The 12,571-nt window shown below is 65.8% G+C and carries 10 protein-coding genes; 6 read left to right on the top strand and 4 right to left on the bottom strand.

Translation table 11 applies throughout. The features are described from left to right. Window positions 1–6: 6 nt before the first annotated feature. Together EGM71_RS00695 and EGM71_RS00690 are read right to left on the bottom strand one after the other, a co-directional pair. A complete protein-coding gene (locus EGM71_RS00695) occupies window positions 7–774 on the bottom strand; it encodes a helix-turn-helix transcriptional regulator (protein WP_188487067.1) in 768 nt (255 codons plus the stop codon). A 123-nt stretch (window positions 775–897) separates the two neighbouring features. Further along, window positions 898–1,473: an Ax21 family protein gene (locus EGM71_RS00690; RefSeq protein WP_188487065.1), complete on the bottom strand. Its 576-nt coding sequence runs from the start codon at window positions 1,471–1,473 to the stop codon at window positions 898–900. A gap of 161 nt (window positions 1,474–1,634) precedes the next feature. Here EGM71_RS00690 and EGM71_RS00685 point away from each other — a divergent pair, with 161 nt between their 5' ends. From EGM71_RS00685 to EGM71_RS00665, 5 genes are all read left to right on the top strand, one after another. Continuing rightward, window positions 1,635–2,639, top strand: coding sequence for a DUF2268 domain-containing putative Zn-dependent protease (locus EGM71_RS00685; RefSeq protein ID WP_223224519.1), 1,005 nt, complete (start codon window positions 1,635–1,637; stop codon window positions 2,637–2,639). 211 nt (window positions 2,640–2,850) lie between these two features. Continuing rightward, window positions 2,851–3,123 carry a hypothetical protein gene (locus tag EGM71_RS00680; protein ID WP_010487149.1) on the top strand — a complete coding sequence of 91 codons (273 nt, stop codon included), beginning with the start codon at window positions 2,851–2,853 and terminating at the stop codon, window positions 3,121–3,123. 157 nt (window positions 3,124–3,280) lie between these two features. After that, the gene (locus EGM71_RS00675) at window positions 3,281–3,967 is read left to right on the top strand and encodes a L,D-transpeptidase (protein ID WP_188487063.1); all 687 of its coding nucleotides are present in this window, start codon (window positions 3,281–3,283) and stop codon (window positions 3,965–3,967) included. Window positions 3,968–4,016: 49 nt separating this feature from the next. Continuing rightward, a complete protein-coding gene (locus EGM71_RS00670; RefSeq protein WP_188487061.1) occupies window positions 4,017–4,307 on the top strand; it encodes a hypothetical protein in 291 nt (96 codons plus the stop codon). 166 nt (window positions 4,308–4,473) lie between these two features. Next, window positions 4,474–5,265, top strand: coding sequence for a carbon-nitrogen hydrolase family protein (locus EGM71_RS00665; RefSeq protein ID WP_188487059.1), 792 nt, complete (start codon window positions 4,474–4,476; stop codon window positions 5,263–5,265). A gap of 128 nt (window positions 5,266–5,393) precedes the next feature. Here EGM71_RS00665 and EGM71_RS00660 read toward each other — a convergent pair whose 3' ends face one another. Both EGM71_RS00660 and EGM71_RS00655 read right to left on the bottom strand, forming a co-directional pair. Further along, the gene (locus EGM71_RS00660; protein WP_188487057.1) at window positions 5,394–6,059 is read right to left on the bottom strand and encodes a hypothetical protein; all 666 of its coding nucleotides are present in this window, start codon (window positions 6,057–6,059) and stop codon (window positions 5,394–5,396) included. A 133-nt stretch (window positions 6,060–6,192) separates the two neighbouring features. Then, window positions 6,193–11,784 (bottom strand): putative Ig domain-containing protein, encoded by a 5,592-nt coding sequence (locus EGM71_RS00655; protein ID WP_188487056.1) that lies wholly within the window; start codon window positions 11,782–11,784, stop codon window positions 6,193–6,195. 281 nt (window positions 11,785–12,065) lie between these two features. On the opposite strand from EGM71_RS00655, the gene EGM71_RS00650 reads away from it, so the two are divergent. Continuing rightward, the gene (locus EGM71_RS00650) at window positions 12,066–12,569 is read left to right on the top strand and encodes a phage tail protein (protein ID WP_188487054.1); all 504 of its coding nucleotides are present in this window, start codon (window positions 12,066–12,068) and stop codon (window positions 12,567–12,569) included. The last annotated feature ends 2 nt before the right edge of the window (window positions 12,570–12,571 follow it).

Raw genomic sequence — 12,571 nt, 5'->3', positions numbered from 1 at the left:
CGGCCATCATCGCCCCCATTCCACGCGCAGCTGCCGTGCGGTCATGCTGGCAAGCTCGCGCGCCTCGCGGCTGAGATGCGCCTGGTCGGCATAGCCGGCATTGGCGGCCAGCATCGCCAACGAGTGCTGCGGCAGCGCGCGGCTGTGCCGCAAGAAGCGTTGCAGGCGCAGGATCCGCTCCAGCGTCTTGGCCCCGTAGCCGAACTGCACCTGGCTGAAGCGCCGCAGGCTGCGTGGACTCAGGCTCAGGCGTGCCGCGAGCTCATCCAGCGTGGCATGCCCGCTGGCAAGCGCCTGGAACAGGACGTGCGCCCGCTGTGACCGGCTGTCGAGCGCCGCGCCCCCGAGGTGCGGCTGCAGGCAGTGCGCCATCCGCTGCAGGCGCTGCGCAGGCGCGGTATCGCCGATGGAAGCCGCAGCCTCTAGCGCCCATCGACCCTTCAGATCAGCCAGCGGCACCGCCTGGCCGATGATCTCGGCCAACGGCAGGCCCAGCGCGGCCAGCGCCTGCCCAGGCCGGAAGCGCGCACCCAGCACCTGCGCGCCCGGTGCAAGCACCGGATGTGCGGCGACCCGGTCAGGGCCGACGACGAACAGCGCACCGTCGCGCCAGAGGATATCCACGCAGCCATCGGGCAGCACGGTGATGTGCCCATCAGCATCGTCAGGAAGCTGGCTCTGCCACAGCTGGCCGAAGCGGCCACGCAGCGGGGCAGGTGCCAAATGCTCCTGGTAGGCCGTGCCGGTACCTGCGAGAGAGGAAGGGTCGCCCATGCCGCATTGTCGCGCCACGCAGCCCATAAAAGTGAAGCCCGGCGCGAGGCCGGGCTTCGGTTGGCGTGTGGGAGAGAGAGAGAGTCACACGCCAGCACAACACGCACTAACGACAGGCGTTTGTTACCAGGTGAAGCGCGGGCCCACGAACCACTCGCGGTCGCCGGCCTTGGCCAGCTTCACTTCGCCACTCAGGCCCCAGTTCTGGTTGAACTTGGCGGTGGCGCCGACACGGCCGTAGAACTCGCCGTCCGGGTTGATGCCGTGCTTCTTGGTGTAGTCCTCGTAGCCGGCCATCACGTAGCCTTCCACGTACGGGTTGAACGCGGTGCGCACGCCGACTTCGGTCGAGTAACCGTTGAAGTCAAGGCCGTGCTTCATGTCGAACTTCTGGTACGCAACGCGAGCCACCAGGTCGGTGTTCGGTGCGATGCCGTAGTTGTAGCCGACACCCAGGCGCCACTGGTCAACGTCATTCTTGAACTTGTCGGTCTCCTGCGCGCTGTAGTCGCCGAAGATGTGGAAGTTCGGGTGCACCGCCACGGAACCCTTCACCTTCCAGCCGTCGGCGTCGCCGCCCTTGGCATCGGTGTTCACGTAGCCGCCTTCAACGTAGTTGTACGACAGGCCATCGGTTGCCGATGCAGCGAACGGCAGAGCAGCCAGAAGACCCAGGGCAAGCAGCGAATTCTTGTTCATCGGGACACACCTTTAATTATTTTGGTTTCGTCGGCCGCCTCCCGGGAGGGGGAGAGAGAAGAGGCGGTCGACAGGTGTGAATTATCCGTTAGGGGGTCTAATCAACCCTGAATATTGAACTGACTGGTGTATAAATAAGGCTGGCGTTCAGGGAACTCCACATGCCGCACGCGTTCGCCGCATCACTGCTGTTTCCGCCCCATGCGCGCCGCGCAGTGCGGGTGCTGCTGCTGGTCGTCCTGCCGATGATGCAGCTGTCAGCCAACGCCGCCGAGCGCGCCCAACCTTCTGCGCGCATCGTGGTTCAGACAGACGATGTCACGCGATTCTTCAGCGTGCTGGATGCCAGTGGAGGAAAACCGAGTGCCGAAGATCTGCAGCGCGGCTATCTGGACACCGGCACGGATGCATTGCGCAGCTTCACCGATAGCCGCATCGGTTCGATGGAGCGTTTGGCCAGGACCATCCAGGACAAGCCGGCGTTGTTCGCCAGGGCGCGGACCTGTGCAGCGGCATTGCCGGCGATCCGCGAGCGGGTTGCCAAGGCACTCGATCGGTTGGGCACGCTGCTTCCCTCCGCACGTTTTCCGCCGGTCACCGTGCTGGTCGGTCGGGGAAACAGCGGCGGTGTCACCACTGAAGACGGCGTGGTGATCGGACTGGAAGCACTGTGCAACGCTGACTGGATGCAGCCCGACGTGGGCGACCGATTCGTACACCTGATCGCGCATGAGTACGTGCATGTACAGCAGCCCGGTGCGAGCGTCGATGTTGCGCGGCCCACCCTGCTCTATCAGACGTTGCTTGAAGGCGGCGCCGAGTACGTGGGCGAGCTGATCTCAGGGGAACCAGCCAACGCGCATCTGCGTCGTTGGACGCAGGGCCGCGAATGCGCACTCGAACGTACGTTCGTGCAGGACAGCGCAGGCACCGATCTTTCGCAGTGGTTGTACAACGGCGCTGGCGATGAAGCACGACGCGGAGATCTCGGATACTGGATCGGCTACCGCATCGCCCGCGCCTACATTTCCCGTGCGCCGGACAGGTCCCGGGCCATCGCCACGCTGCTCGATGTGCGCCCCGAAACCGCCGCAACCGTGCTTCAGGCGAGCGGATGGCATCCTGCATGTAGCGCTGGAAAAGGTGCGGAAACGCAACCGCTGTGACACCCGCTTCATACTGATGAATTGGCGATCTTGAACAGGCGCAAGGCGCGCCGCCGACGCAGATCAGCTCGCCTGATCCCGCTTGTTAATGTTGGGTCAGAAGCGGGCTTCACAGTGCATCCACGTATTCAAATTCCAGCTGAAAGCGCTTGGTAGCAGCGGGAACAAACGCCGCTATATTCCAGCTTCCCCAGACGAAGGAGGGAGTGCAATGAACCTGAACCCGCAACACATGAAGACGGCCCGCGCACTTGCTGTAGCGCTCATCGCCACCGTGAGCCTTGGCGCCTGCGCCTCATACAAGAACGAGTTTGCAACCATCAACTCGCGTCTCGATCAGCTCGACGTCAAGGTGCAGGGTGCTGCGCAGAGCGCGGAGTCCGCCAACCAGTCCGCACAGCAGGCCAATCAGCGCCTGGACCAGATCGAAGGCCGCGTCCAGCAGCTTGAAAGGGCACCTGCCGGCCGCAAGCCGCGCGGGTAATCGCTCCCTCACCGTTTGAATTGATCCACATCTGTATCGGGACCCAGTGGCCTTCGCCGGCCACTGGCATCCTTCCACCCAAGATTGCATTGCAAGGAGCCGTCCCATTCGTACCTCCTCCTCCCCTGCACGCCGCGCCCTCCATGCCGCACTGGCCATGGCACTGGCCGTTGCGTGCAGCGGCGTAGCCAACGCCAGGGACAAGGACGCACCTGCACCACCGGTGGCCGCCGTTGATGAACTTCCGCCCGACCAGAGCGTGTCCGAAACAGTGATCGAGCTGGCTGGCTGGGTCGTCGCCAGCAAGGACAACCAAGGCTATCCGTTTGCGGTCATGGACAAGGCAGCGGCGCAGGTTCTGGTCTTCGGCGGCGACGGCAAGCTACGCGGCGCAGCACCGGCGCTGTTCGGTTCGGCCATCGGCGATCACTCCGCACCGGGCGTCGCCAAGCTCGCACTGAGTGCGATTCCCGGCCACGACCGCACCACGCCTGCCGGCCGCTTCATTGGTGGCTACGGCCCCTCCGACGATGCCGGGCGCGTGCTGTGGGTGGACTACGATTCCGCCGTGTCGATGCATCCGCTGCCGCCGGGTAGCCCGAAGGAGAAGCGCGCCGCGCGGTTGGCATCGCCCACGCCGGACGACAACCGCGTCACCCACGGCTGCATCAATGTCTCGCCCGCGTTCTATGAGCAGATCGTGCAGTCCACGTTCGAGAAGGGCGGCGTGTTCTACATCCTGCCGGACAAGGATTCGATCGCGAAGACGTTCCCGGAGTTCGCGCAGAGCCGGGGCGATGCAAAGGACGAAGACGAGAAAGGTGCACGGCGCGCGAGCAAGTAGATCGCGCTAGTGTGTTGCCTCGGCTCGCCGCCCAGGCTCACGGTGAAACATGTCGCACTACTATGTCCACAATGGCTACTGCGGCTGGGCCTACGGCACGCCAAGCGATCCTCAGCTGATCTCGCCCGAGGATGCTGCCAGGCTGATGCAGACCGTGGGACTCAACTCCATGCAGGTTTCATCCATCCTGCCACCGGCCGAGTACGCCGAAGCTGGAAGCCGCCTCTTTGAAGTGACGGGCGGCAATCGATTCCTGTTCCTGGGAGACCACACCGACTGCTCGGATGTCGACTTGGGGAAAGTCTCCTCGCCTCTCGTCATCGACTGGACGGCGGTCTGATACTTCGTGGTCGATTGCATGGTGTGCGGCCCACGCGCAACTGCCCCAACAGTGGAACGGCTGGTTGGATCGATGAAGCCTGCTGGCTGCGCCAGAGCCCCAGCTGCATAATCCGGCCAACAAGGCCATCCTCACCTCGGCCTGCGTCTGGATCGAGAGGACAGGAATGAAGATTGTTGCTGCGCAGATTCGGTCATCGCCTGGGGACATCGATGGCAACATCGAGCGGCATGTCCCCTTGATCGATCTGGCTGTTTGCTGTGGCGGTGCGGCCGTCTTCTTTCCGGAGATGTCGCTCACTGGCTATGAGCCACGAATGGCGGAGCGGTTGGCGCTGACGGCAGATGATGCTCGCCTGGCCGTGTTCCAGTCGCTCAGTGATCGCCACCGGATTCTTATTGCAGTCGGCGCACCGTTCCGCGGCATGGACGGGCCAGAGATCGGCATGTTCATCTTCCGCTGCAATCAGGCACCCGCTGTCTATACCAAGCAGATTCTTCATGCCGACGAGCTGCCTTACTTCAGACCGGGAACCGCGCTGCTTCCGGTGTCCATGGGAAAGGAAACCCTGGTTCCTGCCATCTGCTTCGAGTCGCTGCAGTTGGAAAGCGCCGTGCAGGCGAAGAAGGCCGGCGCAACGATCTACGTTGCCAGTGTTGCAAAGCACCTGGCCGGTATGCAGCGTGCTCACCGCCATTACGCTGCAGTCGCGCGGGAGCTGGGGATGACGGTGATGGTATCCAATGGTGTAGGCCTGGCCGACGGCTTTGAGATGGCCGGCCAGTCTGCTGCCTGGGACAGCACCGGCGCCTTGATATGCAGCACCGGGGCTGGGGATGATGCGCTGGTCGTGTACGACCTGGGGACACGAAGTGGCACGGCAGTGGCACTTTCGACGGCGGAGCCCCACCCCAGAGGCGCGCACGCGGATCCGGCCAGCCTGTCGATTCCGGATTGAGCACGGATTGCGTGCCTGCACACACCAGGACAGGCAGCCGAGCCCGGCAAACGCGGCCGGAAAGGTGACCCGGGCAGCAGCGCCCGCGGTTCCGCCGGGCACGGCCCGGCGCTACCGCGGGCACCACCTCACTCGCAGAGCGCGCTGTCTTCCTTCAAGGCGGCATCCTGCAGTGGCTGGCGCTGTTCGATCTGCGCACGTTGTTCCGCCGTCGGCTCGCCCAGCCACCACACACGGCAGCGCGCGGTAAGACGGCCGACCATCTTCGCTTCCGTCGGCGAATACAGCATCGCCAACGCGGTGCCGGGGCAGTCGTGGGCCTGGCAGGCGGTGTAGAACCACCATGGCTCGCCCTGCAGCACCAGCAGCTCGCCGGGCCCGCTGGGTCCGCTCAACAGGCGTTGGCGCAGCGAGGGAATCTCCTTGTCGCTGGATTCGGCTGCCGCGGTGCCCTTCATCAGGGTGTTGAAGGCCGCCAGCACCTTCGGGTCCTTGCGGCCGCAGTCATCCACGGTGTTGCCGCCGACCAGGGTGAAGAAATGGGTCGCCAGCGGATTGTCCGCGCAGGTCAGTTCGCCGCCGGCACTCGGGTCTTCCGGTTCGCCTTCGTTGTCCCACACCGAGGGGTCCACGCCGTCTTCGATGGCCGGTTCCTTCTCGACGACCGTCGCTGTGGCGGCCGGTGCTTCCGTGGTCGGTGCCGGTGCGGCCGGTGCTGCGGCCGGTGCCGGTTCCTGCCCGCAGGCGGCCAGCAATGCGACCGTCAGTGCCATCCCTGTGATTCGAATCTTCATTCCCTGTCCTGTTCCATCCAATCGAGGTCAACGCCAGGTGCGGTCAGCACACCTGGCGGGACTGCGATTGTACGGGTACCGGGTTGCGCCGCAGCGCGCGGTGGCGGCACAACAGCCGCCACCGCGGGCACCGTCACGGCGGCAGGGTCTTCTGCACGCTGATCTGGATGCCCTGGTTGTCACGGCTGCTGCTGTCGAGCTGGCTCTGGTATTCGGCGCGCAGCGACCAGCCCTTCAGCGTCTGCAGGCCGATACCCGCCCCCAGCAGCGTGTGGTTGCGCGACTGCCGGCCCAGGGTGGCGCGATAGACCGGGCCGGACATCAGGTCGGCGTAGCGCATGAAGGCCTCGCTGGAGCCCTGCATGTCATGGCCGAACTCGGCGCGCAGCTGCGGCGTCCACATGCCGTAGTCGCGCTTCACCAGCCACTGCGCCAGCACACCGGCGGTAGCGGTGCTGGTGTTCACCGTCTGCTTCCCGTAGTCGAGCGCGTACACCGCATCACCGCGCTCGCGATAGCCATCCAGCGTTGCGCGGGCCAGGTCCAGGCGCCCGTAGGGTGTCAGCAGCAGGTTGTCGAGGCGGTGCTGGAAGCCGGTGGAGAACGAGGCGAACCACTGCGTGCCGTCGCGACTGCCGTAGGCGGTATTGCCGTTGTCGGTGATGAAGCGGCGCGCATCAAAACTCAGCCACTGATAGCCAAGCAGGCCATCCACATAGAACCCACCTTCCGGATGGAAGCTGGCATAGCCGGCGATGCTGTAGCCATCCACCGTGCTGCGGCTGCCATTGCGGCCGATATCCGACGCGTCATGGCCATAGCCGATGCCCGCGCCCAGGCTCAACGACGGACCCAGCTGGCGGTCCGCACCCAGGCTGACGCCGGAGGTGGTGAAGTCGATGCCGTTGCTGCCTGCACCCGGCTTCAGCGTTCCAAAGTTCACCGCACCGCCGGTCCAGAACGCAAAGCCGTCGGCCGACGTGGCCGCAGGCGCGGTATCGCCCTGCAGCGCCGGTTCCTCGACCATCGACAGTGCCTCGCCGGTGGCGCCGATGCCCTTCTGCAGCAGCTCCGTCTGCTGCGCACGGCGCTGGCTGCTGGCCGAACTGAAGGTGATGCCGTTGCTGAAGCCACTGCGACCGCCGCCGGCCCGCAGGCTTTCCAGGCGCCGCTGCAAGTTGCCGATCTGGCCGATCGCCATGCGCCGCGCGCCTTCGACCTGTGCGTCGAGCACGCCCAGCACTTCCGCATCACGTGAGGGGTCGCTGCGCGGCTTGACCATCACATCCACCGTGCCGGGTGCCGACGTGGCGAAGGCGTTGCTCAGCGTGTAGGTGATGCGCACCGCTCCCCCGAACGTCGCCGCCGCGGTGAAGGCCAACGTGTAGCCGGTGCCACTGGCGGAGACGCTGGCCGTGCCCGCTTCTGCCGGCGAGACCGAAACCACGCTGGCGGCGGTGAACGGTCCGCCGCGTGCGGTCGTGGTCAGGTCCACGTTGACCACGGTGCCGGCAATCGCCGAGGCGGTCAGTGCCGGTGCCACCGGGCGCGGATTGACGTTGACGCTGATCCTTGCCGGGGCCGATGCCCCGAACGGGTTGCTGAGCGTGTAATCGAAATCGACCGCGCCGGAGGCATCGGCAGCGGCGCTGTAGACGATGCTGGTGCCCTGCACCACGGCAGTGCCTGACGATGGCGCCCGGGCGATCGTGACCGCGGTGAACGGACCATTGAGCGCCCCGGCTTCAGCCTGCACGGTGACCGATTGCCCGGCCAGGACCGTGGCGCTGTGCGCCGCCGCCACCGGTACTGCCAGCGGTGTGACGGTGATGCTCACTGTGGCCACCGTGGAAGTGCCGCCGGGGCCGGTGGCGGTGTAGGTCAGGCTGTCGCTGCCAAAGAAGCTGGTTGCCGGGGTGTACACCACGTCCAGCCCGCTGACCACCACCGTGCCATGCGCGGGTGCCTGTGCGATCGCGATGCTGGTGATCGGCCCGGTGTCGTTGGCGGTGACGTTGACGGTCACCGCCGCATTGGCCGGCGTACTGGCCGCATCATTGACCACCACCGGCACCGGCTGGTTGATGCCCACTGTGAATGCCTGGCTTCCGGTGAAGCCGAAGGTATCGGTCGCGGTGACGGTGAAGCTGTAGCTGCCCGCCGCCGTGGGCGTGCCACTGAGCGCACCGGCACTGCTCAACGCGATACCGGGCGGCAATGCGCCTGCGCTCAGGCTGTAGGTGAAGCTGCTACTTCCGCCGCCGGCGCTCAGCGTCTGGCTGTAGGCGGTCGCCACCTGCCCGCCGGGCAGCGTGGTCTGGACGAAGACGATCGCCGGCGCATTCACCGCCACCGTGTAGGCCTGACTGCCGCTGAAGCCGAAGCCATCGGTCGCCTGCACGGTGAAGGTATAGCTGCCGGTGGTGGTCGGCGTGCCACTGATCACGCCGGCGCTGCTCAACCCGATGCCCGGTGGCAGCGCCCCGGTGCTCAGGCTGAAGGTGTAGCCGCCGTTGCCGCCGCTGGCCGTCAGCGTCTGGTTGTAGGCGGTGCTGCCGGTTGCGGCAGGCAACGTGGCCGGCGTGAGCGTGATCGCCGGCGCATTGATCGTGAAGCTGTAGGCCTGGCTGCCGGTGAAGCCGAGGCTGTCGGTGGCCGTGATCGTGAAGACGTGGCTGCCTGCGGTGGTCGGTGTGCCCGACAGGATGCCGCCACTGGTCAGGCCGACACCAGGTGGCAACGCGCCCGCGGACAGGCTGAAGGTATGGCTGCCGGTGCCCCCGCTGGCAGTGATCGTCTGCGAGTAAGCCGTGCCGCCGGTCGCGGCCGGCAGCGTCGACGGCGTCAGCGAGATCGTCGGCGCGTTCACGGTCAGCGCATAGGACTGGCTTGCGCTGAACGGTGCGCCGGTACCGGTACTGCTGTCAGTCGCCCGCACGGTGAAAGTGAAGTTGCCAACCTGGGTTGGCGTGCCAGACAGCACGCCGGCGCTGGTCAGCGAGACACCCGCGGGCAGCAGACCGGTCTGCAGCACGTAGCTGTAGCCGGGCGTGCCACCACTGGCGGAGAACGTGTAGCTGTAGGCAGTGCCGGCAGTGGCATTGCTCAGGCTCGCCGCCGGCAGTACCACGACACCGCCACCGACGGTACCCGAGTAAGGCTGGTTGCCGCTGAACCCGCCGTTGTCGGTTGCCCCGACGGTGAAGTTGTAGGCGCCCGCCTGGGTGGGCGTACCACTGATCACCCCGCTGGTCGTGTTCAACAACAGGCCTGCAGGCAACGCGCCTGCGACGATGGCGTAGCTGAAGGCCGGCTGGCCTCCGCTGGCAACCACGGTCTGGTTGAAGGCCGTGCCCACGGACATGGCCGGCAGGGTTGCGGGTGTCAGGGTGATGGTCGGGGCAACCACCACCATGGTGTAGCCGCCGGTGACGGAGAACGGAGCACCGGTACCGCTGGACACATCGGTGGCAGTCACGCTGAAGCTGAAGCTGCCGGCTGCGGTCGGCGTACCTGACAGGCCACCGCTCGACGCCAGGCTGACGCCGGGCGGCAAGGCACCCGAGGTGATCGCATAGCTGTAGGGTGCCGTGCCGTTGGCGGCGGTAAAGCCGATGCTGCCCAGCGCGATGCCAGCCGTTGCATTGAGCGTGGCACCGGAGGCCGGTGACAGCACCAGCGTTGGCGCATTCACGATGAGCAGATAGGGATGGCTGCCGGTGTACGGACCGGTGCCGGTACTGCTGTCGGTGGCGGTCAGGGTGACGTTGAAATTGCCAGCACTGGTGGGCGTGCCGGTGATCGCACCCGCGCTCGACAGGCTCAAGCCCGGCGGCAGCGCACCGGCGGTCACTGCGTAGCTGTAGCCGGCGGTGCCATCGGAAGCGGTCACCGTCCGCGAATAGGCAACTCCCACCGTCGCGTTGGCCAGCGTGTTCGGCGCGATCGAGATCGTCGGCGGGTTCACCGTCAGCGTCAGCGCAGGACTGGTCGCACTGAAGGGTCCGGTGCCACCGCTGCTGTCGGTGGCGGTCACCGTGAAGTTGAAGGTACCGCCTGCGGTCGGCGTGCCTGCCAGGCTGCCGTTGCTGGCCAGGGTGATGCCGGCCGGCAGGCTGCCCGAGGCGATCGAATAAGTGTAGGGCCCGGTGCCGCCGCCTGCGCTGGCCAACGAGCCGCTGTATGCGGTACCGACCGTTGCAGCAGTCGGATTGCCAGGCGCATAGGTGAGTGCCGGCGCGGCGATGTTCAGCGTCAATGTGCCGCTGTTGGCGCTGAACGGGCCGATTCCGGTGCTGCTGTCAGTGGCGCGTACGGTGAAACTGAAGCTGCCGTTGGCGGTCGGCGTGCCGGACAGGATGCCGTTGCCGGCCAGGGTCAACCCAGGCGGCAGGCTGCCCGAGTTGAGCGTGTAGCTGTATGGCGTAGCGCCGCCGCTGGCACCGGCCAGCGACTGGCTGTACGCCGCGCCGACGGTGCCTGCAGGAGGGCTGGTGGGGGTGTAGGTGACGGTTGGCGGCGAGACGGTAATCGTCACGGTCGCCGGCGCCGATGTACCACCGGCATTGGTGGCGGTGTAGGTGAAGCTGTCCGGCCCGGCATAGCCCGGCGTGGGGGTGTAGGTGATCGACGTTCCCGAGGCGGTTGCAGTGCCATGCGTGGCCTGCGTACCGACCGCAACCGATGCCGGGACGCCACCGGTGATGTTCAAGGTGATCGGGTTGCTGGTACTGCCGTAGGCAACCGTCGCACTGACCGGATTGGCGACCGGCGGCACCACGTTCTGCACGTCGATGGACAGACTGGCCGCTGCGAAGAAGTGCGTGGGCGTGCTGCTGTCGGTGACGCGCACGCTGAAGATCTTGTTACCCAGGACGGTCGGCGTACCACTGATCGTGCCATTGCTGGCCAGCGTCAGGCCGGTCGGCAGCGTGGTGCCACCATCCATCGCATAGGTATACGGCCCATTACCGCCACTGGCAGTCAGCGTGAAGGAATACGGTGTGTTGATGGCTGCGGCCGGGGGCGTGTTGGTCACGCTGATGGTCGGTGGCGCAATGGTGATCGAATAGCTGGCGACGCGGGTGAGCGGCGTAACAGCACTGTCAGTCGCGGTGATCGAGAACGAGAACGTACCCTCCACGGTCGGCGTGCCCGACAGGACGCCGCCCACCAACGTCAAGCCGCTGGGCAACGTGCCGGGCGGGACCGTGAATGCGTAGGGCGCGGTACCGCCGCTGGCGCTGAAGGTGGTGCTTGCATACGCCACGCCTACCGTTCCGCCAGGAACGCTTGCCGGGGAAATCAAGATCGGCGAGGTGGCGGCCTGGATGTGCACGGTGACGCTGACGTTGTTGGAGCCCGTCCCGTCATCGAAGGTGAAGGTGTCGGTCGTCGCGCCGTCGCCGTTGTTGCTGTAGGTGATCTCAGACGCAGCACCATTGGTGGTGGTGGCCGTGCCATGGCCGGCAGCCGCGATCACATTGCCGATGCCGAACCCTGGCGCGCCCTGGCAGGTGCTTGCATCAATGGTGATCGTCCCGCCGGAGGCCATCGGCGACCCCGCGCTGGCGTTGGTCGGCGTGAAGGTGGTGCACGCTGCGTGAACGACGCCTGGCGCTGCCAGCACCAGGAACAGCAGGAGGAACGCTCCCAGGCGGCCGGAAACACCACGGCCGAGCCCATGGCGCATCGCGTCGCGATGCATCGACTCCGCATGCCACATGACCTGCCCCCTGGTGCCCATCTTCCCGATGGGCGATGCGCCTGCCGGCGCGGATGAGAAAGCTGCCGTGGCTCGCGAACGAGCGGCCGCGGTTCCGGTTTTCACCGCCAGATAATCCCTTGCCGCGCCTGGCGACCGCTCCCCCCGGGTCTCCCCCCCGGGCGGCTGCGCAATATTCTCTTACAAATGACAAGACACTTGTCAAGACCCCGGTAAATGCGCAAGAGTGCCGCGACCGGCAGGGGGCCACGTGCCGGCACTAAATCTCAAGGGGAAAACGTATGTCGCAACCCTTTCTCGGGCAGATAATGCCCTTGGCGTTCGCGTTCGCGCCAAGAACCTTTGCCTTCTGCAATGGGCAGCTGATGCCCATCGCGCAGAACCAGGCACTTTTTTCGCTGCTGGGCACGTTCTACGGCGGCAACGGCACGACCAATTTCCAGTTGCCTGACCTGCGTAGCCGCACGCCTGTCGGCAGCAACGCTGGCACCAATATCGGCCAGCCCGGTGGCGTGGAAAGTGTGGTGTTGAACGTTTCCCAGATACCTGCGCACAACCACAGTTTCAACGGTACGACCAGCCCTGCCAGTACCCGGATTCCGGCCGGCAACGTACTGCTGGGAGCAACCGGAACGCAGAATGTCTATGGCCCATCCGGTGGCACTCCAGTAGCACTCGCACCGCTCGACCCTGCAGGCCAATCGGCGGCGCATTCCAATATGCAGCCGTACCTGGCAATCAATTTCTGCATTGCGCTGCAAGGCGTATTCCCCTCGCGCAGCTGACC

Source organism: Stenotrophomonas maltophilia (genome assembly GCF_006970445.1).
In the GTDB taxonomy this organism is placed as follows: Bacteria; Pseudomonadota; Gammaproteobacteria; order Xanthomonadales; family Xanthomonadaceae; genus Stenotrophomonas; species Stenotrophomonas maltophilia_AU.
This window is presented reverse-complemented; position numbering and strand designations above follow the sequence as displayed.